This window comes from Haliea sp. E1-2-M8, assembly GCF_030649675.1.
Taxonomy (GTDB): domain Bacteria; phylum Pseudomonadota; class Gammaproteobacteria; order Pseudomonadales; family Halieaceae; genus Haliea.
Genome location: NZ_JAUTDR010000005.1, coordinates 125,192 through 145,137, shown reverse-complemented (window position 1 = coordinate 145,137; position 19,946 = coordinate 125,192). Strand labels below are relative to the sequence as shown.

Genomic DNA, 19,946 nt, shown 5'->3' with positions numbered 1-19,946 from the left:
AACCTTGCTGCGCTTAAAGGCGCGATTCTACGCGATGGCGGCGGGGTTGCGGAACCTTCAGCAACAGAAGGCGGTGATCCCCCACAATATCAAGCCGTCCGATAGTGCATTATCCCAGAGCGACTGCTTCCTGATCCACAAAGCGTTGGTGCTGGCGCAAGGCTGGCAGCAGCGCGGTATCGCTGTAGGCGCACCCGGTCTGTACCGGGTCAATTTGTCCGGTCTTGTAGGCCTGCCCGGCGCTGTGGCCTCCGCCGTTTTCCAGTGATTGCAGCATTGGCCGGTAGCCCGGCTCCCAGGCTCGCAGTGTCGGCAGGCTTTGGCGTAGCCCTTTGAGAATTCCAAAGCCGGCAAAATCCAGGTCCCCCCAGAAGTACGTGGGGAGTGCTGTATCCAGCCAGCGCTCCTGAAAGCCTTCGCTGTTGCTGCCGGGTAGAAAGGCAAAGCGTGTATGCAGGCTACTCAACCGCTGCGCGCTGGCACGAAAGCCTCCACTGTACAAGAGGGCGTAAGCGGGCGGAGGCCGCTCCACCAGGCGCAGGAAGCTGTCCTGGTTTTCCACAACCAGCAAGCGCTGGAAACCCGGCGGAGCCCAGGCTGTCAATAGCAGGGGGCGAGGCGCGATGGCCGCGACACGTTCGCCGTAGAGTTTGCTCAGCAGTTCCTGGCGATTATCGAGAAACTTGGAGTCGCCGCGAAAGCATCGGGCGGCGATTTCGCGCAGGCTCAGGCCGCTGTCCAGGTGCTCTCCAATAGTGGCGAAGGCCGCGGCCAGTTCGCTGATTTCCCAGTCGGGGTACCGGGGCGGGCTGGCGAGCAGCGCGGCGCCGCTGTCAGTGAAGTGTTCACTATATTGAGCAAGCACACTTTGCCAGACCAGCAAAGTCGGGTCGAGGCGCGGGCGCTGGAGCCAGTCCCGTAACACCGCCTCGCTGTCCGGGTTCAGCCGTAACTGCGCGTTCTCGTAGCGTTCCTGGTGGCCTTCGATGCGGTGATCGTAGCCGATGCTGAAAATACCGTACACGGTGGCTAGTTGTTCAACCAGCCGCCAGCGGTAGCCGGTATTCTCGGAAAACCGGAACAGGGCGGGCACCGTGGATTTTTTGATCCGGCGGGTTACGTCCCGCTGCCGTGGCCCATCCAAACGGTCGAGGAACCAGCCGAGCAGCTCCCGCAGCCAGCCTTCCTCTGCCAGCCAGCCGGGAGGGTCGCCCTGACGGTTGCCGTCGCCGTCGGCCATCTACACCTCATCCATAAAATCCAGCGCTCCCTGCTGGCGGATCACCCGGCGGTGCTGCGCCCACAGTTCCGCCACCCGTTCCACGTTGAGCTGCTGGCGATCCAGCAATACGCGTGTATTCAGTTCACCCATCGGTACGGTGCTGGGCACCTTGCTGAACACGAACTGGTTGCTCACCAGGTCGAGGAAGGGACCGGACTTGCTGCTGGGCATGATAAAGATCAACTGCAGGCCGAGTGTTTTGGTCAGGTAGCCAATGACCTCCCGGGAGCGGGTCTCGTCCATGTGCATGAAGGCTTCGTCGACGATCACCATGCGCAGGTGGCTGTCGCCTTCGTTGAAGCGGAAGGCGCTGGTGATGGCGGCGGCGCGGATGATGTAGGCGGGCGTTTCCAATTGGCCGCCGGAGCCAGTGCCGTACTGGCTGAGACGGATCGGTGTTTTGTTCTCGGGGTACTTGAGGATGTCGTAGCGGCGGTACTTGCGGTAGTCGCTGATGCGCTCCAGCTCGCGCAGGGCCTGTTGTTCGTCGCCGTCCAGCAGCAGGGTCAGCAGGCGGTCGCGCACCCCGCCCGCCTTTTCCGAGAGATTGGCATCGAACAGGCTGCTGCCGTCGCCGAGGTTGGGGATGTCGATAATCTCGCGGAAGAAGTCCCAGTACTCCTTGAATTCAGGCAGCCAGCTCCAGTCGAAAGCGAAGCGCTCCCGGTCGGCGCCGAAGCGGTGGTGTTCGAGCTCCTTGTTGAGGCTTTTGAGGGTACGCTCGCCGTCGCGCACCGCCTGGTGGATCTCGTGGCACAGGTCGCTGACGAAGGTGGTGTTGAAAGTGTCACGCAATCTGCCGAGTTCTTCCTGTCTCGCCAGCAATACGTTGTTGCGCAGGCGGTTGTGCAGGTTATCGAGTTGTTGCTGCAGCGTCCGCACATGGCCGAAGAAAGGTGCGCTGTGCAGTTCCTCGGCAGTGTCGGCGAGGACATGGTCTGCCGGCTGGGCCTGCTGGTTGTACTGGTTGATGGACTGCTGCAATCCCACCGCCTGCTTCATCAAGCTGTCGTCGAGCGCTTTCTCCTCGGCGACGAAGTCGATGGCCTCATGGACCGCGTCGAGGCGCTGGTCCATCCATTCGATACGCGGTTGGACGTCGAGCCCCGGCCAGTGGCGTTCGCTGGCAAGTAGCGCGGCTTCGGCATCGTCGCGGGCCTGCTCCAGAGCTTCGCTGTTGTCGGCGAAGTCGCGCAGTTTATTACCGCAGGTAGTGAGCTGTTCATCCAGCTGTCCCTCGCGTTTATCCTGCTCGCGCTGCTCTTCGTCCAGGGACTGATAGCGTTGCTGCGCCTGTTCACACTCCTGTTCCAGATCCCGGTGGTCGCTGAGATCGAGGTTCTCCAGCGCGGTATCCACTTCCCGCAGCTGGCGCTGGCTGTCGAGCAGGCTGGTAACAGCTTCCACCCAGTTCAGCGGCCGGAAATGGTGTACCTGTTGATGTAGTTGTCGCACCGCCTGGTAGGCGTCGTTGGCATTTTGGTGCTGGACTTGTACATCCTGCAGGGCCTGTTGTTGGGCGAGCAGGTTGCGCTCCCGGGCGGCCGCGCCGAATACCAGTTCGCTGTCGCTCACATCGCAGCGGAACATGGCGTAGTTGCCGGAGGCGAGACCGTCCGCTGTAATGCCGCGCCGGGTGAGGCGCAGGGTGTCGGCAGCCGGCACTCGTACCACGCTGCCGTAGGAGGCCTTGAGGTAGTGTTCGGCTATGCCGTGGGAAAAACGCAGTACATGGAAAATGGAGTCTTCCGGCAGGGACTGGCGCTCGGCGTCCCGGCGTGCCTGCTCGCCCTGGATTACCCGGGTGCGATTGCGGCGCGCGCCCGTCAGCCGGCGCACGATACGGATTGCCTCGGCCTCGAACTCCGGCTCCACCAGGATGCCGAAACGGGCGCCGCCGAGATAGCCCTCGATGGCCATCTGCCAGTCCGGGTCGGTGACTTCCACGTGGTCGCAGAGCACCCGCGGGTCGGCTTTGGGGCACTCCTTGCGTATAGCCGCCAGCGCTTCATCTACATCCCGGGGGTAGCTGACCTGGTGGGACTGCAGGGTCTTGATTTGCTGCTCGATGCGCTGCTGTTCCTGCTCGACGCCGCGCAGTTCGCGTTCGCGGTCGGCAAGCAGCCGGTCCAGACGCTGGGACAGCGATACGGCTTCCCGCTCGCTCCTGGCGTTGTCGGTGGTGTGCAGGATATCCGCCAGTGCGTTGTGCAGGGGCTGTTCTTCGCGGCTCAGGTCCAGTCCGGCCTCCAGCGGGCTGAGGTCGATCCAGTCTCGTGCCAGTAGCTGGTTCAGGTCGGGCACCGGTCGGTCGGCGCGGGCCAGCAGTTCTTTCGCCGTGTTGCGCCAACCGCGCGCGGCCAGTTCCGGCAACAGTAGTTCCAGACTGTGGCGGCTGAGAATGTCGCGGATGTTGCGCAGGGCGGTGATATTCGCGCTCCGCTGCTGGTCCTGTTCCAGCAGAGGGCGGGCTCCCTCGTGCAGTTTGCCGGTAAGGGTGCTCCGCCGGGTTTCCAGTTCCTCTTTGCTGCGCAGGGCGGGGATGCCCTGGATGCGGGCCTTGAGCTCGGTCAACTCGTTGAGGGCGTGAGTTTTGCGTCGCTGTATTTCCTGCCGCTCGGTTTTCAGTGTCGCCTGCTGTTGGCGCAGGGCGAGCTGCTGATCTTTCTCCGCGTTATACAGCGCCTGATTGCGCCGCTGCTGCTGGGCGGCGGCGCCGTAGGTCACAGTGGTACGCTGCAGCCAGCTCTCCAGGTAGCGCTCCGCCTGGTCGCGGGACCGCCCCAGCAGCTCGACACTGTCGCGCAGCTGCCGGGCTTCCTGCTCCATGCCGTGCACGGTCCGCAGCAGCTCGCGAATACGGCGGATGGTGTCGCCCAGGTCGCGCGCCTCCAGCACTTCGCCCGCGACAAACTGGTCGATGGAATCCACCGGCTTGTAGGCCATGAAGCGGGCGAAAGTACGCGCGGCGTTGGTACCCTCGCGCTGGGACACCGCGTCGCGCTTGCCACGCAGCGCGCCGAACAGTCGCGACAGATAGGCGCCCTTGCGTTCGTAGGTTTCCACCGCCTTTTTGCCAAACTCCTGGCGCAGCAGGTTGGGCAATTCGGTGATCGGCACAGCGTGGCGGCCATCGGGGTATTCACGCACGAAGTGGGAGAGTCTGAGCATCTCGCCAGGCACGATCATCATCAGCAGTTCGTCCTGCCGCGCCTGCGGCTGGACCCCGGCGCGGTCGAGGTGGGCGCGCACGCCGATTACTGCGGTAAAAGGCTCCGCGGTTTCTCCCCTGGTGGGATGGAAGATGCCGGCGATGTAGCCATCGCAGTCCCAGGGCCGGGCGAAGGCGCCGTCGTCACAACCCAGCACGTAGGAGGCGAGGGTGCGCACCTGCTTGCCGCCGCGGCCGCGTTGGGTGGTTTCATCCTGCCCCGGGTTGTAGGTGAACAGGTTGTCGTGGGCCGCGGTCATCAGGGTCTGGAGGGCGTCGGCGGCGGTGGTCTTGCCCGAGCCGTTGCCGCCGGAAAACAGGTTCACCGGGCCGAATTCCAGTTCTTCCGGGGGCAGGTTGCCCCAGTTCACGGTAATGGCGTGTTTCAGGTACATGGAGTGAGGGGATCCCTGTGGCTGGCGGCGGCGCGGCTTTTCATAGTCACGGCGCGTCCTCATCAGATGACGGTGTATCGTTGCTGGCTGGCTCGCCAGCGTCTGCCAGCTCCGCAAGCACAGTGTCGCTGACCAGACTGGTAATGTCGGGGCGGATGGTGAGCCAGGATTCGCTGTCCTCCAGCGCCTCGTCGCCGGCGTAGCGGATGAGCCGCAGCTGACGCAAGCGGCGGAACAGGTTGCGGCGGTCCACCAGCCCCTCCGGCATCGGACGGCCGAGCAGGTTCTTGTGGGCGAGACTCAGGGCTTCCAGCGGCAGCGTCACCTGGCCGTTCTCGTCGATCTGTCCTTCGCGTAGCGTCTTGTCGTATTCCGCGCGCAGCACCAGAATCAGCGCCACTTCCGGCTGGCTGAGGCGTTCTCGCAGGCCGCTGTTGAATGCGTCGTCGATGTCGGCCAGGCCCGGCACCTCGGCGCCGGGCGGGAACAGGCGCAGGGAATGGAAGCGGGGTTCGTGCAGCAGGCGAATCCGCAGGACATTGAGATAGTCCTCCACCAGGTCCGCCACCTGCAGGTAACGATCGTAGAACTCTGCCTCGCGCTTATTCTCGTCGCGGCACAGCACGCCGTGGTCGAGCAAGCGGATCATCAGTTCGGAGAATTGCTCCGCGCTGACGCCGCGTGCTTCCAGCGCGTCTTCAAGGGCTGTTCGTATCGTCATCGTGCTCCAGTTCCAGCAGGAAGCCGTCCCTGCGGGTGAAATAGTGTTCCCCGGTGATCGGCTCGGTGCGCTCCAGGCGCAGACGGAAACCCGTCTCGGCGTGGTCGGCGCTACCGAGTTCGATCACATGGCTCAGAGCCAGCAGGTCGCCGGCGTTGTTGACAGGCAGGTCGCGGCTGTCGATGCGGCGGCTGGCGCCGAGCGCCTCGCGCAGGTAGTCGCGCAGTGCGCGGTTGTTGATATTGAAGGCTTTCTCCAGTAACTGCTGGAGCAACAGCTCGTGGCGCGTGGCCGCGTCCGGTGCAGAAAGCTCGGTGATGCGGCTGCGCACCGGGCGTTTTTGCCGTTGTTCCCGCAGGCGATTGTGCGCCGGGTCTACCAGGCCCAGCTTCAGGCCCGCCATGGCGTCACCGGCGGCGGCCAGGCGCTGGTTGAAACTGGCATCGTCCAGCTCGGACAATTCGCGGCACAGGCCGACAATGTCATTGTGCTTCTGGCTGTGTACATAGCTGAGTTGGCGGATGATGATGTCGGCGCGGCGGGTAAACCCCTGCAGGGTGCGGCGCAGAGACGGCAGCATTATCTCGGATGCATTGCGCATGCGGCTGTCGATGCTGTCCAGCAGGTGCCAGAGCACCGAGCCCTCGTCGCTCACCACCAGTTCCGGAGCCAGCCGGCGCAGTTCGCGTTCTGCGCTGGCCTTCCACTTGTTTTGCTTGCGGCGAATTTTTTCGATGGTGCGCTGGATGCGCTCGCGATGTTTCTCGACACTGTCGGCCGAAAGACGGATGGCTACGTCCGGCTGGAACCGCTTCTCCATGAAATCGAAAAACTGGTCCGACGCCTGCTGCACCAGTTGCTGCGCTTCAACTTCGCGAACCAGCTCCCGTTTGCGCTCCTCAAGCTCGGCGATGATGTCGGTAAAGTCGGCGATGATGCGCTCGGAGTGTTCGTAGGCGTCCAGCAGGTCGTAGACTTCGCCGCGCTCGAGGAACGCGGAAAGCGCATTGAGCGTGTTGCGCGTATTGCGGTGGCGGGTGCGCACGCTGCGGCCGTCCACTTCCGCCAGCGTCTGGGTGAACAGGCGCCCGCTGCGACTGAAGGGGTAAGTGGACTGGAAAGAGGCTTCATCCTTGTCGCGCTTGAGCCAGCCGTTCTCCACCAATTGGTTGAGAATCCAGCCGGCCTGCTCGCGGTTACTGTTGAAGCGTCCCTCTTCCTCGCCCTCGAGCAGCGGGGCACGTTCCAGTGCTTCGGAAAACAGGTCCAGGATCTGTTCCCGGCGCAGTGACTCGCCATAGTCGGCGTGCGAACTGTACAGCCGCTCATGTAGCAGGCGCAGGCATTCGGCGATTTGCTCCCGGTACTTGCCGGTAAGTGGCCTGAAGAACTGCGTGCGCTCGTCGGTAAAAAACATGGCCTTTAGCTAATGGCTCACAGCCGCCACTCAATGCAGCACGGAACGCGGCTGCTGGCGGGTGGCGCCGTCCTCGGAGAACAGGTAGTCCAGCCGCAGGCACTCTTCCGCCAACAGCAGGGTGGCCTGCATGGCGATGGCGACAAAGTGGTTGAACTGCCCCTGGGTCAGGCCCTCATTGCCGGGGAAGATGCTGGCAGCCACCAGTTGCGGGGTGGCATCGTCGACGATGTCGAGAAAGATTTTCAGGGTCGGGTACTCCATGTTCAGGCGCCCCAGGTCCGCCGACAGGGCGAGCAGGGCCATGGGCCGGATTTCCAGCTCGGTGGTGAACAGCAGGCCAAAGGACTCCTGAATCAGACGGCTGTCCAGCACCCCTTCCTGGGCGCGGAGCTCGCTCAGGTGCAGGTTTTCGCAATGTTCGCACACGTAGCTTTCGACAGCGGTGGCGTTGAGCCAGCTTTCCAGCAGGGAGCGATCGGGGGTGACGGGTGTGGGCATGACAACAGTATTTCCGATAAACGTGGGGGAGATTTTACGCCAAGGGGCCGCGATCCTCTACCGCCTTCTGTCGTCGGCGCTCTTGGCCTGGAGACCAACTGTGCTATAAAACAGCAATGGGCATGGATATTCAGCATACGCAGTTCACCTCCGGGGATTATCTCCGTTTTGGTGAGCGCCTGGAACGCAACCTGGAGCGGCTGCGGCAGACGCTGGCTGTGCCCGGGTTCGGCCAGGGCCCTGGCTCGCTTGGTGCCGAGCTGGAGCTGTATATCGTCGACCGGCAGGGGCGCCCCGCGCTGCTCAATGAAGAGCTGCAGGCGGCGGCGAGTGACCCACAGCTCACCCTGGAGTTGAACCGCTATAATCTGGAATACAACCTGACACCGGTTGCTATCGCTGACAATCCGCTGCGGGCGCTGGAACAGGAAATTCTGGGCAAGCTCCAGTGCCTGCGCAGCCTGGCAGCGGAGCGCGATGCCCGGATCGTGCCTATCGGGATTCTGCCTACCTTGCAGCTGACGGATTTCGGGCCGGCGTGCCTGACCGGCAAGCAGCGCTTCGCGGCCCTGGTGGAACAGCTCATTGAGCGCCGTGGCCGACAGTTCCGGATTGATCTCAACGGCAGGCACCCGCTGCGGCTGGAAATGGATGACGTTACGCTCGAGGGCGCCAATACCTCCTTCCAGGTCCACTACCGGGTCGACCCCCGGCATTTTGCCGACACCTTCAATGCCGTCCAGGCGGTAACGCCGCTGGTGGTGGCCGTTGCGGGTAATTCTCCTACCCTGTTTGGTCACTGCCTGTGGCAGGAGACGCGGATTCCCCTGTTCAAGCAATCGATCGATACTCGCCTGCCCGACCGTTACAGTTGGAACGAGCCGGCGCGGGTCAACTTTGGCCAGGGTTGGGTACGGCGCGAGGCAGCCGAGCTGTTCGTGGAGGCGGTGCGCCTCTATCGGCCGCTTTTGCCGGTCTGCGCCGAGGAGCTTGCAGATACCGATGAGGCGGCGCAGCCGCCGCAGCTCCCCGAGTTGCAGCTGCACCAGAGTACCGTCTGGCTCTGGAACCGGCCGGTCTATGACGCTACAGAAGGCGGGCACCTGCGCATCGAGATGCGGGCACTGCCGGCAGGCCCTACCGCAGCGGACATGGTCGCCAATGCCGCCTTTCTGATTGGCATGGCCGAGGGGTTGCGGCCCACAATCAACACCTGGCTGCCGGCACTGCCGTTCAATTTTGCGGAACACAATTTTTACCGGGCGGCCCAGTACGGTCTGGATGCACGCCTGGTCTGGCCGCGGGACAGGCAGTGCGCCTGTGAGGAGCAGACCGCGGCTGCGATAATTGCCGATATGCTGCCGGTGGCGCGGCGCGGCCTGCTTGCGATAGGTATTGACGAGCACTCGATTTCGCACTATCTCGGTATTATCGAGCGGCGCCTGGCGAACGGCCAGACCGGTGCCCGCTGGCAGCTGGGGCGGCTGGCGCAGACCGGGGCGGACAAGCGGCCGGATGCGGCTGATTTACAGGCAATGCTGGAGGCATACATGGATTGTACTGCTGGCAACGACCCGGTGGCGGAGTGGCCTCTATGAAGCGCTTCCGGTTTCTCCGCAACCCCCTCGCCACCGAAATCGGCACCAGTGTGGAGTCCTTCCTGCGCTATCTCGGCGGCCCTGCGAGTATTTTCCTGGAGGGCCTCGACAATAGCCGCACCCGCGCTATCGTCACTCTGCTGCACGGCAATGAACCCTCCGGCGCGATGGCCCTGTTTCGCTGGCTTAAATCCGGTCGCCAGCCCGCGGTCAATACGGTGTGTATTGTCGCTTCGGTGCAGGCGGCCCTGACGACGCCCTGCTTCAGCCACCGGATGTTGCCTGGAGAACGGGACCTCAACCGCTGCTTCCGGCCCCCCTTTGACGACGAGCAGGGCCGCCTGGCGGAGGAGATCCTGGAGATCCTGCGCCTGCATCACCCCGAGGCGGTGGTGGACATGCACAACACTTCCGGCACCGGCCCCGCCTTTGGGGTCTGTACCCACATGGATCGGCAGCACGATGCCCTGGTATCGCTGTTCACCCGGCGCATGATCGTAACCCGGCTCAACCTGGGCGCGCTGATGGAGATCAGCGAACACAGTTACCCTACCGTGACGGTGGAGGTGGGCGGGCGCCTGGATGACTGCGCCCATGAGCTGGCCTGGTCGGGGCTGTGCGAGTATCTGCAGAGGCCGCAGGTGCTGGCCGGGGAGGTAACAGAATGGGGGCTGGAGCTATTGCGCAACCCCATCCGGCTCGAGCTCAACCCGGGTATTGGGCTGGCCTATGCGGAGCAGGCGGACCCCGCGTTTCCGGTGGTTCTGCGGCCCGATATCGAGCAGCTCAACTTCGGCGTGGTGCAACCGGACGTGCCCCTGGGCTGGGTCAATGGTGAGTTGCGCTCACTGTTCTGGGCCCAGGACGCGAGCGGCCGCTGCGCGGTCAGCCGCTTGCTGCGGGTGGCAGCGGGACGCCTGTTTCCGGCCGCGCCGCTCAAGCTGTTCATGATCACCACCAACGCCGCCATCGCGCGCAGCGATTGCCTGTTCTATGCCATCGAGCAGAACGAGGCGGCTGACGTCACCTGAGGCGGCTGTTCGACAGGATCAATCTTCCCAGCCCCAGGGCGCCGGCGGTGGCTCTACCGGTTGGCTGAGGTCAAAATCCACCCGGAAGACGCGCGCTGTGCCCAACCGCCAGAGACCGTAGGTGAAGACTTCCCCCGGCGTGACCCGCATGGTCCAGACATTGGCGAAGGCGGGCTCTATGATCTCGCGGGTTTCCTCATCGGCGGGAAACAGCTGTTCCCCCGCACGGCCGGCGTTGCTGCTGGTACCGCCGTACATGGTGATGACGTCGGGGCTGCCGTCGGCGTGGCGGTGATCGTGCTTGAGTGTGATGCGGTCCTCGCTGCGGGTCAGTACCCAGGTACGGGACAGGTCGTCGCCGACCACGAAGGGAATGCGAATGCGGTTTTCGGAGCAGTCCCGCACATGCATCACCAGCGACTTGCCGGCGAAGTCGTCGCCTGCCGGGGCATCGATCAGCTGGCCGGCGAAGGCCCTGCCACAGAGCGTGGTCAGTGCCTGCCAGTAGTCTGCAGTGGGGTTGGCCTGGGCAGAACCCGCCAGCAGCAGGGTCAGCAGAAAGGCAATCGGTCGCATGGCAGGTCTCCCGGCACTCGGGCTTGAGGATCCGAGCTTACACCAAAACGGGCAGCCTGCATCTCCTTTGCTGCAGACCTGTCGCCTGAACAGGCAGGTGTTCCAGTGCTGGTCGGATTTGCCCGTATTTGTCTGGATTTGGGGCTTGCATTTACCGGTCAATGCACTGAGTATATATACAGTAGTCAGGCCGGGTGCCACCACGCCAATAGGCAACCAGGCCAGAAAATCACACAGCAGAGCCGCAACAACGACAGGAGCAGTCGATTATGGACGCCAACAAGCAAAAAGCACTGGACGCAGCCCTCAGCCAGATTGAACGCCAGTTCGGCAAAGGCACAGTCATGCGCATGGGCGACAACGAGCGCGTAGCCATGCCCGCCATCTCGACCGGCTCCCTGGGGCTGGACATCGCCCTGGGCATCGGCGGCCTGCCCAAGGGACGTATCTGCGAAATCTACGGCCCGGAGTCATCGGGCAAGACCACGCTGACCCTGCAGGTGATCGCCGAGTCCCAGAAGCTGGGCGGCACCGCGGCCTTTATCGACGCCGAGCACGCCCTGGACCCCTCCTATGCCGAGAAGCTCGGGGTGCAGGTGGACGACCTCATTCTGTCCCAGCCCGACACCGGCGAGCAGGCTCTGGAAGTCGCCGAGATGCTGGTGCGCTCCGGTGCGGTGGATGTGCTGGTAATCGACTCCGTCGCGGCACTGACGCCGAAAGCCGAGATTGAGGGAGAGATGGGCGACTCCCACGTGGGCCTGCAGGCCCGCCTGCTGAGCCAGGCCATGCGCAAGCTGACCGGCGCCATCAAGCACAGCAACTGCCTTGTCATCTTCATCAACCAGATCCGGATGAAGATCGGGGTGATGTTCGGCAACCCGGAGACCACCACCGGCGGCAACGCGCTGAAGTTTTATGCGTCGGTGCGCCTGGACATCCGCCGTATTGGCGCGGTCAAGGACGGTGACGAGGTCATCGGCAACGAAACCCGGGTGAAGGTAGTCAAGAACAAGGTGTCGCCTCCGTTCAAACAGGCCGAGTTCCAGATCATGTACGGCAAGGGCATCTACCACATGGGCGAGGTTATCGACTGGGGCGTCAAGCTCAGCCTGGTCGACAAATCCGGTGCCTGGTACGCCTACAAGGGCGACAAGATCGGCCAGGGCAAGGCCAACGCGGCCAAGTTCCTGGAGGACAACCCTGCGGTCGCCAGTGAGATTGAGACCGAGATTCGCAAGCAGATGATGGTGGCGGTGGTGCCGGCGAAGAAAGATGGCAAGGAAGCCATCGCCGCGGAAGACGACCTCGCTGACGAATGACCACAGAGCCCGGTGGCCCTCCAGGGTCACCGGTGGTTTTCGGCGCCGGGGCACCCACTGACCCCACTCTCACATCCCCGGCGCTTTTTTTCAGTCAACTCCGGGAGTGACTATTGGTGCAAGTTGACACCAGGAATCAAGCCAACCGCCCTGACGGCGTTACCGGCGCTGACGATCAAGGCATCCGGCTCGCCGATGTCCGCGTTGCCGCCATGAACCTGCTCGCACGCCGCGAACACTCCCAGTCCGAATTACAAAGCAAGTTGTGTCGTCGCTTCGATGCCCCCGACCTGGTTTCTTCCGTATTGCAGGAATTACAGCGGGAAAATCTGCAGAGCGACGAGCGCTATGGGGAAAGCCTGCTGCGCCAGCGCCTGCGAAGGGGCTATGGCCCGGCCCGCGTTCGGCAGGACATGCGTGAACGGGGTCTGGATGATGCGGCGATAGCGGCCGCCCACGCCGCCGTCGAACCGGACTGGTTTGCCGCCGCCGAGGACGTGTTTTCCCGCAAGTTCGGTGGTGCTTTCGATGCTCCACCTGCCAGCGAATCATTCGGGCGTGACGACAATGCTCTCGACCCTGTCGCGCGCCGGCAAGCGCAACAGGCGGCGTTCAAGGAAAAGGCCCGCCGTATGCGTTTCATGCAGTATCGCGGCTTTGCCCCGGAGCACTTCCGGCATTTGCTGGATGAATGAGGGCAGCTGTCGACCCGGTGAACAGTGATTCAGCACGCGCTGGGAACCTTGAGCCCTTAATCTTTGCTATCCTCCGCTGCCCGAGTAACGAGCTGCAGCAATGACCCTCACACCCCATCTGCCCAGGCCCAAGACGTATGCGGCCGACTAACTCCGCGGAGCCTGGCCAGACCCTGAACTGGTCCATCCTGCCGCGCCTGTGGCCCTACCTGCGCGACCACCGGCGCCGTATTGCCCTCGCGCTGGTGTGCTTGCTGCTGGCCAAGGGTGCGATGCTGGTGATTCCCTTCATCATGAAATATCTGGTGGATGGCATGAACCTGGAAGCCGGTGCGCAACTGGCGGGTATGGTGGCTCTGGGTCTGGTATTGGCCTACGGCCTGGCGCGGTTATCCAGTGTCCTCTTCGGCGAGTTGCGCGACACCCTGTTCGGCCGCGTGACCGAGCGGGCGATGCGCAACCTCGGTCTCAAGGTATTCCGCCACGTGCACGCCCTGGATCTGGATTTTCACCTGCAGCGGCGCACGGGTGGTCTGGCCCGGGATATTGAGCGCGGCACCAGTGGGGTCAGCTTCCTGCTCCGGTTCATGGTGTTCAATATCGTGCCCACCCTGTTCGAGATCGCCGCCGTGGTCACGGTGTTTCTGGTCGCGTATGGCGCCAGCTATGCGCTGCTCACGCTGCTGTCCGTGCTTGCCTATGGCTGGTTTTCCTTCGGTGCCACCGAGTGGCGGACGCGCTTCGTCCGGGAAATGAATGAGGCGGATTCGGCCAGCAATACCCGGGCCGTGGACAGTCTGCTGAACTTCGAAACGGTCAAGTATTTCGGTAACGAAGATTTCGAAGCACACCGCTACGACGAAGACCTGGAGCGTTGGGAGATGGCCCGACGCAAGAACCGGCTGTCACTGTTTGGGCTCAATGGCGGCCAGGCGCTGATTATCGCCCTGTCTCAGACCGCGATGATCGGGCTGGCGGTCTATCAGGTGCGCGCAGGCGTGCTCACCCTCGGCGACTTCATCCTGATCAGCCAGTACATGATCCAGCTGTTCATGCCACTGGGGTTCCTGGGCTTTGTCTACCGGGAGATGAAGGGCGCGATGGCCAATATCGAGAAACTGTTCGCCCTGCTGGATGTGCGCCCCATGGTTGTCGACCAGCGCGGCGCGCCGGCGCTGGCAGTGCGGGAGGCGGCGATCTGTTTCGACAACGTGGGTTTTTATTACCAGCCGGAACGGCCGATTCTGCAGGGCGTCAGTTTCGAGGTGCTGCCGGGCCAGAAGGTAGCAGTGGTCGGTGCCAGCGGTGCCGGCAAATCCACCCTGGTAAAGCTGTTGTTCCGTTTCTATGACCCTACCGCCGGCGGTATCACCATCGACGGCCAGGATATTGCGACGGTGACCCAGCAGTCTCTGCGTCGGGCGATCGGGATCGTGCCCCAGGACACGGTGCTGTTCAACGATACGTTGCTGGAGAATGTGCGTTACGGCAAGCCCGGTGCCTCCGACGCGGAGGTCGCCCAGGCAATCCGCATGGCGCACCTGGAGGAATTCCTGGCCCAGCTTCCCGAGGGTGGCGAGACCCGGGTGGGAGAGCGCGGCCTGAAACTGTCCGGGGGCGAGAAGCAGCGGGTGTCTATCGCCCGGACGGTACTGAAGCGGCCGCCGATCCTGGTGTTCGACGAGGCCACCTCAAGCCTGGACAGCCGCTCAGAGCAGTCGATTCTGGCAGCGCTGCGGGAGATAGCCCAGCACCACACCAGCCTGGTGATTGCGCACCGCCTGTCCACCTTGGTCGATGCGGACCGCATTCTGGTGCTGCACCAGGGCCGCATTGTCGAGCAGGGTGGCCACCGGGAACTGCTGGCGCGGGACGCGCACTACGCGGCGCTGTGGCGCGCCCAGCAGGATGAGCAGACTCCGCTGGTGGCTCCCGCTCAGTAGGTATAACTGGACTGCAGTCCCAGCGGCAGGTCCAGCGCCCAGTAGCCCAGCAAAAACAGGGTCCAGAGAATGATGAAGGTCACGGAGTAGGGCAGCATCAGGGCCGTTACCGTGCCGATACCGGCACCGCGGATATAGCGCTGACAGTACACCACTACCAGCGGGAAGTAGGGCATCAGCGGAGTAATGATGTTGGTGGTGGAGTCGCCGATCCGGTAGGCGGCCTGGGTCAGGTCCGGCGAGGCGCCCAGTTTCATCAGCATCGGTACCAGGATCGGCGCCAGCAGTGCCCACTTGGCGGATGCGGAGCCCACGAACAGGTTCAGCAGGCCGGTCAGCAGCACAATGCCGGAGATGGTGAGTGCGCCGGGCAAACCCAGCGCCTGCAGGCCGGCGGCGCCCTTGACCGCCAGCAGAATGCCCAGGTTGGAAGCGCCAAAGGCGTAGATGAACTGGGCAATGAAAAACATGATGACCAGGTAGTAGCCCATGGTCTGCATGGTCTTGGTCATGCCCTCGATAACGTCGCGGCTGCTGGTCACGGTGCCGGCGGCAATGCCGTAGACCACCCCGGGCAGCAGAAACAGCAGGAAGATCAGCGGTACGATCGACGCCATCAGGGGCGCCCCCGCTTCGGTCAATGAGCCAGTGGGCCCACGCCAGGCCGAATCTGCGGGCAGTGCGCTCAGTACCAGCAGGACAACCGCCGCCAGCATGCCCCAGAGGGCCAGGCGCAGGGCGCGACGCTCTTTGTCGCCGAGTTCCTGCATCCCGGTCTCATCCGCCACGCCCTTATCCAGCGGACTGTGCTGCAGCCGCGGTTCGACAAATTTGTCGGTGATCAGCCAGCCTACGAGAATGATCAGCAGCGAAGAGGCCGCGGTGAAAAAATAGTTGTTCAGCGGGTTCAGCACCACCGACGGATCAATGATCTGGGCCGCGGATTGCGAGATTCCCTGCAGCATCGGGTCCACTGCGGAGGGAACAAAGTTGGCGGAATAGCCACCGGAAACGCCGGCAAAGGCGGCGGCAATCCCTGCAAGCGGATGCCGCCCCGCAGCGTGAAAGATGATCCCGCCCAGGGGAATAACCAGCACATAGCCGGCGTCAGCCGCGGTGTGGCTGACGATGCCGACCATGATCACCATGGGCGTCAGCAGCCAGCGGGCAGTGACACCCAGCATGGCCCGCAAGGTGGAATTGATAAAGCCGGTGTGCTCGGCAACACCAATCCCCAGCATTGCGACCAGCACCACACCAATCGGGTGGAAGTGGGCGAAGGTGGTGACCATCTCAGACAGGAACTGGGTCATTGCGCCCGCCGAGAGCTGGTTTACCACCACCAGCGGCTCGCCATTGCGGGGGTCGATCGAATCGTACTCGAACAGTGAGAACAGCAGCGACAGACCCCAGGTAACAAACAGCAGGGCAATGAACAGGACCGCCGGGTCGGGCAGCTTGTTACCGGCGCGTTCGATACTGGCAAGGACTTTCTGGGTGCGGGTGGAGGAGAGTGGTGCCTGGTTCATGCCGGACGCTTCCCGGGGAAAAGCGCAGTGTAATTCGACCCGGCGCGGGAGACAAACCCACAGGCAATTTCACAGGCATCAGCGCCTCGCCCCACTATTGGTTTGATTTGCTGAACGGGGTGCGGCCGTAGCCGTGTTGCGCTTGTGCGGGGCATCGCGCTCGGTCATGCTCGAGCCAACTCCAATAACAAATGGGCCGCCACAATGCTTTCCAGATTCGACGACTACCCCATTCACCAGACCGCCGAACCCATCGCGCTGACCGCCAGCAGTGATCGCTGTACCTATGACCGCTATTGGTACAACGCCCACGACCGCGACGGCGGCTTTTATTTCGGGATCGGTCTCTGCCGCTATCCCAACCTGGGCATCATGGACTGCAGCCTGAGCCTGGCGCTGGACGGCCAACAATACGCTTTCCACGGCTCGCGCCGGGCGCCGTCCGAGCCCACCGATACCAGCGTCGGACCCTTTGTCCTGCATATCCTCGAACCGATGGGCCGCCATCAGCTGACCATCGCAGCCAACGATACGGGCATTGAGTGCGACCTGGTGTTTACGTCTTACACAGCGTGTATGGAGGAGGGCAGGCAAACTCTGCGCAACGAGCGGCATCTGGTGATGGATGCGACACGCCTCGATCAGTTTGGCAGCTGGCATGGCTGGATTCGCTATGATGGCCGTGAACTGCGGGTCGACGGTGCCACCACCTTTGGCCTCAAGGACCGTTCCTGGGGCATCCGCCCCGTGGGTGAGCCCTGGCCGGGTGGCGCCCCGATCAGCAACTTCCAGGCCGTGCATTTCTGCTGGATGCCGATCCACTGGCAAGACCAGTGCAGCCTGGCGGGCTGGTTCGAGGACGACAGCGGCCACCAGTGGCACTGCGACCAGGGGTTTCTGCCACGCTACGAAAACGTCGAGGCTATTCCCGGTACCAGCGACCCCGCGGCCACTGTCTGGCAGGGCGCGGTCGAGCACGACATCACCATGCTACCCGGCACCCGCCGCGCCGCCAGCGCCACCGTGACCATGCGTGATCGCGCCGGGGAGGCCATGACCGTCACCCTGGAACCGCTACTGGTGCACCACATGAAGGGCCTGGGCTACCAGCATCCGCAGTGGGGCCACGGCAAGTGGCACGGCGAGCTGGTGATTGCCGGGGAGAGCTGGCGCGACAGCGACCTCGACCCACTGGCGCTGGAGAACCTGCATGTCCAACAGGTCGTGCGCGCCACCTGCGGCGACCGCGTCGGCCACGGCGTCCTCGAGCAGATGCACATCGGGCCGTCGCGCAGCTACGGCTTTAACGACTGGTTTGATGGGGCCGCCTAGGTGGGGCCGCCTAGGTGCGGCCGCCCAGGTGCGGCCGGCTAGGTGGGGCCGCCCAGGTGGGGCCGCCCAGGCGCGGCAGTTTAGGCTTGTTTTCGCAACGTCGCCGGCATCGGTAGCCCCGCCCCCCATCTCGGACACGCCGTCAATACATCCCTGTAGGCTTGGTGAAAACATCCATGTTTTCAACAGTCCGAGATGGGGGGCGGGGCTCCCTATGCCTCTTACGGCACAAGACTCGAAATACTCGGCACTTTACAAGGCTCGAAGCGCACAGCTCAGCACCAGGCTCGCAGATCCACGCACTGGGTCTGCCTAACTTCGGGAGCACTCCGGGGCTGCAGAATCCGCTCGTGGCTTGCAGGTTGCATAGGCTTGCAGCCACCACTGAGTCTGAAGGACTTTGAGGGCGGGAAGGGGGCTGACGGACTGTATGAAACATGGATGTTTCAAACAAGCCTACACGGACGTATTGACGGCGTGTCCGTCAGCCCCATCCCCGCTCTCGAAGTCCCCGCACCAACAGCGCCTGCCCTGGATGGCAGGATACGAAGCCTCAGTCGAGCGGGTAGGGCGGCCGCTGCCCGCGGCAGAGCACGTCGGTCACCTGCTCGGTATCCATGTACTCCGTCAGCTTGACCAGCTTGCCCTTGTCGAATTCGAACAGGAAGTGGTAGTCGTTGCTGTAGGTCTGGCCGGAGACGTGTTCGCCTTCGCTGGAGGCTTCCACCGCCACTTTTTCCCCCTCTGCCACCATGCCGCGTACGGTGAAGGTGATGCCCTTGGGGAAGACTTCCATGATGCTGGCGATGGCGCCGGGCAGCTCGGGATACTCGCTGACACCGGAAATCAGCGTCGAACCCATGGTTTCAACGCAGCCGTTCTTCGCGTAGGCAGCAAGGGCCCCGTCTACATTGCCGGCGCTCAGGTCTGCCAGGAACTGGCGGGCCCTTGCCTTGTTGTCTGTCTCTGTCGTCATGGCCGTTACTCAAGCGAAGGAGCGCCGGGCGGCGCCATGCCCCTATCTTAGACGCCGCTGTGGGCTGCGCCATGTTGCCGGTACAGCATTTCAATCCAGCTCTGCCGCGGCAATGCAGTGGGCGGGCGCTGGTTTAACTATTCGATAACTGGCTGCAGGGCTGGGAGCGGTATCAACGGTTGCGGCCCAGGCGCTCGTGGGCGTTGACCCACTCATTCTGCCGAGTCTCCTTGTCGACGCGGGTGGCGGCACCCAGCGACAGCTCTCCGGCGACCACCAGTCCGGCGGCAATTTCCGCCAGCTTCAGGGCCTTGCCCTTGCCGTGGCAGTCCATGATTTCCAGGCATTCGCGCTGGGTGGGCAGGTTGGTGCCGCCGCCGTAGGTGGCGAGGATCAGGGCGGGCAGGGTGATGGAGAAGAAATAGTCGCCGTCCCGGGTCACCCGGGTGTAGACGGTGCACTGATTGGATTCGCCGATGTTGGCGATATCCTGACCGGTGGCCAGGTACAGGGCGGCGAGACCGTTGGCGGGGTGGGCGGCGTTGTTGGATGAGTGGGTGAGGAAAGAGGCAATCGTGGTAATGCCCCAGCCATAGTGCATGGCTTCCGGGGTAATGCGCAGATGGGCCTGCAGTACGTCGCGGGGGACGGTGATTTCCGCAGTGACCCGGCGCCCGCGGCCCTTCAGCGAATTCACCGAGGAGGTGCGTTTCTCGGTGTCGAAGTTGCCGGACAGCAGGTAGTGGCGCATTTTCGGGAACTGCTCGCGTATCCACTCGCAGGCGACGAAGGTCGCCTTGCTGGTCATATTCTGGCCGGCGGCGTCGCCGGTGCTGTAGTCAAAGCGGGTGAACACCATGTTGTGGGCGATATAGTGTTCGACCTCGTTGAGCTTGCCTATCGAGGTTGTGCTCTCGGCCACTTCCTTGATGGCGGTGAAGTTCTCAACCAGCCATTCGTTGAAATCCCGGGCATCGCGGGCGTCCTTGAATACGAAGCAGGGCGCACGCTGCATGGCCTCGCCGCAGACCGTGGTTTTTACCCCGCCACTTTCGCGGATCACTTTCATGCCGCGGTTGTAGCTGGCCAGCATGGTGCCCTCGACGGTGGCCATGGGTACGTAGAATTCTCCCTTGGCGTGCTCGCCGTCAATCAGCAGGGGGCCGGCCAGGCCGACGGGGACCTGGACTGCGCCAAACATGTTTTCGATGTTGCCCGCCATCACCTCGGGTTCGAAGGAGAACTCGCGGGTATGGTGCAGCTTCGCCGGCGTTTTCTCTTCGATAAAGGCCTGGCGTTCGGCGATGATGTCGCGGCCGTAATCGTTGTCGTTGCTGCGCGGGATCTTGTTATTGCTCATGGCATTGTCCTCGGAAAAAACACAAAGGGTAGGAAAAAGGGCATCCGGGCGCAAGCA

Annotated in this window: 15 protein-coding genes; 6 read left to right on the top strand and 9 right to left on the bottom strand. The window is 63.2% G+C overall.

Going from position 1 to position 19,946, the window contains the following annotated elements; genetic code table 11:
* Nucleotides 1-109: 109 nt before the first annotated feature.
* The 5 genes from Q6D67_RS05960 to Q6D67_RS05940 are packed head-to-tail and all read right to left on the bottom strand — an operon-like array spanning nt 110 to nt 7,527.
* Nucleotides 110-1,240, bottom strand: a complete 1,131-nt coding sequence (locus Q6D67_RS05960) for a Wadjet anti-phage system protein JetD domain-containing protein (RefSeq protein WP_304704674.1) — start codon at nt 1,238-1,240, stop codon at nt 110-112.
* Nucleotides 1,241-4,888, bottom strand: coding sequence for an ATP-binding protein (locus Q6D67_RS05955; RefSeq protein ID WP_304704673.1), 3,648 nt, complete (start codon nt 4,886-4,888; stop codon nt 1,241-1,243).
* A gap of 46 nt (nt 4,889-4,934) precedes the next feature.
* Nucleotides 4,935-5,609: a DUF4194 domain-containing protein gene (locus Q6D67_RS05950; protein WP_304704672.1), complete on the bottom strand. Its 675-nt coding sequence runs from the start codon at nt 5,607-5,609 to the stop codon at nt 4,935-4,937.
* On the bottom strand, nt 5,587-7,026 hold the full coding sequence (locus tag Q6D67_RS05945) for a Wadjet anti-phage system protein JetA family protein (protein WP_304704671.1): 1,440 nt from the start codon (nt 7,024-7,026) through the stop codon (nt 5,587-5,589). Before Q6D67_RS05945 ends, Q6D67_RS05950 begins: the two co-directional genes overlap by 23 nt.
* A 30-nt stretch (nt 7,027-7,056) precedes the next feature.
* Nucleotides 7,057-7,527 carry a YbjN domain-containing protein gene (locus tag Q6D67_RS05940; protein WP_304704670.1) on the bottom strand — a complete coding sequence of 157 codons (471 nt, stop codon included), beginning with the start codon at nt 7,525-7,527 and terminating at the stop codon, nt 7,057-7,059.
* 122 nt (nt 7,528-7,649) lie between these two features.
* On the opposite strand from Q6D67_RS05940, the gene Q6D67_RS05935 reads away from it, so the two are divergent.
* Nucleotides 7,650-9,125: a glutamate--cysteine ligase gene (locus Q6D67_RS05935; protein ID WP_304704669.1), complete on the top strand. Its 1,476-nt coding sequence runs from the start codon at nt 7,650-7,652 to the stop codon at nt 9,123-9,125.
* A complete protein-coding gene (locus tag Q6D67_RS05930) occupies nt 9,122-10,156 on the top strand; it encodes a succinylglutamate desuccinylase/aspartoacylase family protein (RefSeq protein WP_304704668.1) in 1,035 nt (344 codons plus the stop codon). The genes Q6D67_RS05935 and Q6D67_RS05930 overlap by 4 nt, the downstream gene beginning before the upstream one ends.
* A gap of 18 nt (nt 10,157-10,174) precedes the next feature.
* Here Q6D67_RS05930 and Q6D67_RS05925 read toward each other — a convergent pair whose 3' ends face one another.
* Entirely contained in the window at nt 10,175-10,732 is a 558-nt protein-coding gene (locus Q6D67_RS05925; protein ID WP_304704667.1) for a hypothetical protein, read from the bottom strand.
* Nucleotides 10,733-11,001: 269 nt separating this feature from the next.
* Between Q6D67_RS05925 and recA the strand changes: the two genes are divergently transcribed.
* The 3 genes from recA to Q6D67_RS05910 all read left to right on the top strand — a co-directional run bounded on the left by recA (nt 11,002) and on the right by Q6D67_RS05910 (nt 14,692).
* Nucleotides 11,002-12,054, top strand: a complete 1,053-nt coding sequence (recA, locus tag Q6D67_RS05920; protein WP_304704666.1) for a recombinase RecA — start codon at nt 11,002-11,004, stop codon at nt 12,052-12,054.
* 116 nt (nt 12,055-12,170) lie between these two features.
* Nucleotides 12,171-12,749 carry a regulatory protein RecX gene (locus tag Q6D67_RS05915; RefSeq protein ID WP_304704665.1) on the top strand — a complete coding sequence of 193 codons (579 nt, stop codon included), beginning with the start codon at nt 12,171-12,173 and terminating at the stop codon, nt 12,747-12,749.
* A gap of 137 nt (nt 12,750-12,886) precedes the next feature.
* Complete coding sequence (locus tag Q6D67_RS05910; RefSeq protein WP_304704664.1) at nt 12,887-14,692, top strand: ABC transporter ATP-binding protein/permease; 1,806 nt, start codon at nt 12,887-12,889, stop codon at nt 14,690-14,692.
* On the opposite strand, the gene Q6D67_RS05905 is transcribed toward Q6D67_RS05910, so the two are convergent.
* Nucleotides 14,686-16,221: an AbgT family transporter gene (locus Q6D67_RS05905; RefSeq protein ID WP_304704663.1), complete on the bottom strand. Its 1,536-nt coding sequence runs from the start codon at nt 16,219-16,221 to the stop codon at nt 14,686-14,688. The two genes, Q6D67_RS05910 and Q6D67_RS05905, sit on opposite strands and share 7 nt — an antisense overlap.
* A 204-nt stretch (nt 16,222-16,425) precedes the next feature.
* Between Q6D67_RS05905 and Q6D67_RS05900 the strand changes: the two genes are divergently transcribed.
* Entirely contained in the window at nt 16,426-17,553 is a 1,128-nt protein-coding gene (locus Q6D67_RS05900; RefSeq protein ID WP_304704662.1) for a hypothetical protein, read from the top strand.
* Between the two features lie 553 nt (nt 17,554-18,106).
* On the opposite strand, the gene Q6D67_RS05895 is transcribed toward Q6D67_RS05900, so the two are convergent.
* A complete protein-coding gene (locus tag Q6D67_RS05895; RefSeq protein ID WP_304704661.1) occupies nt 18,107-18,529 on the bottom strand; it encodes a nuclear transport factor 2 family protein in 423 nt (140 codons plus the stop codon).
* A 172-nt stretch (nt 18,530-18,701) separates the two neighbouring features.
* Nucleotides 18,702-19,889 carry a hydroxymethylglutaryl-CoA reductase gene (locus tag Q6D67_RS05890; protein WP_304704660.1) on the bottom strand — a complete coding sequence of 396 codons (1,188 nt, stop codon included), beginning with the start codon at nt 19,887-19,889 and terminating at the stop codon, nt 18,702-18,704.
* Nucleotides 19,890-19,946 lie beyond the last annotated feature (57 nt).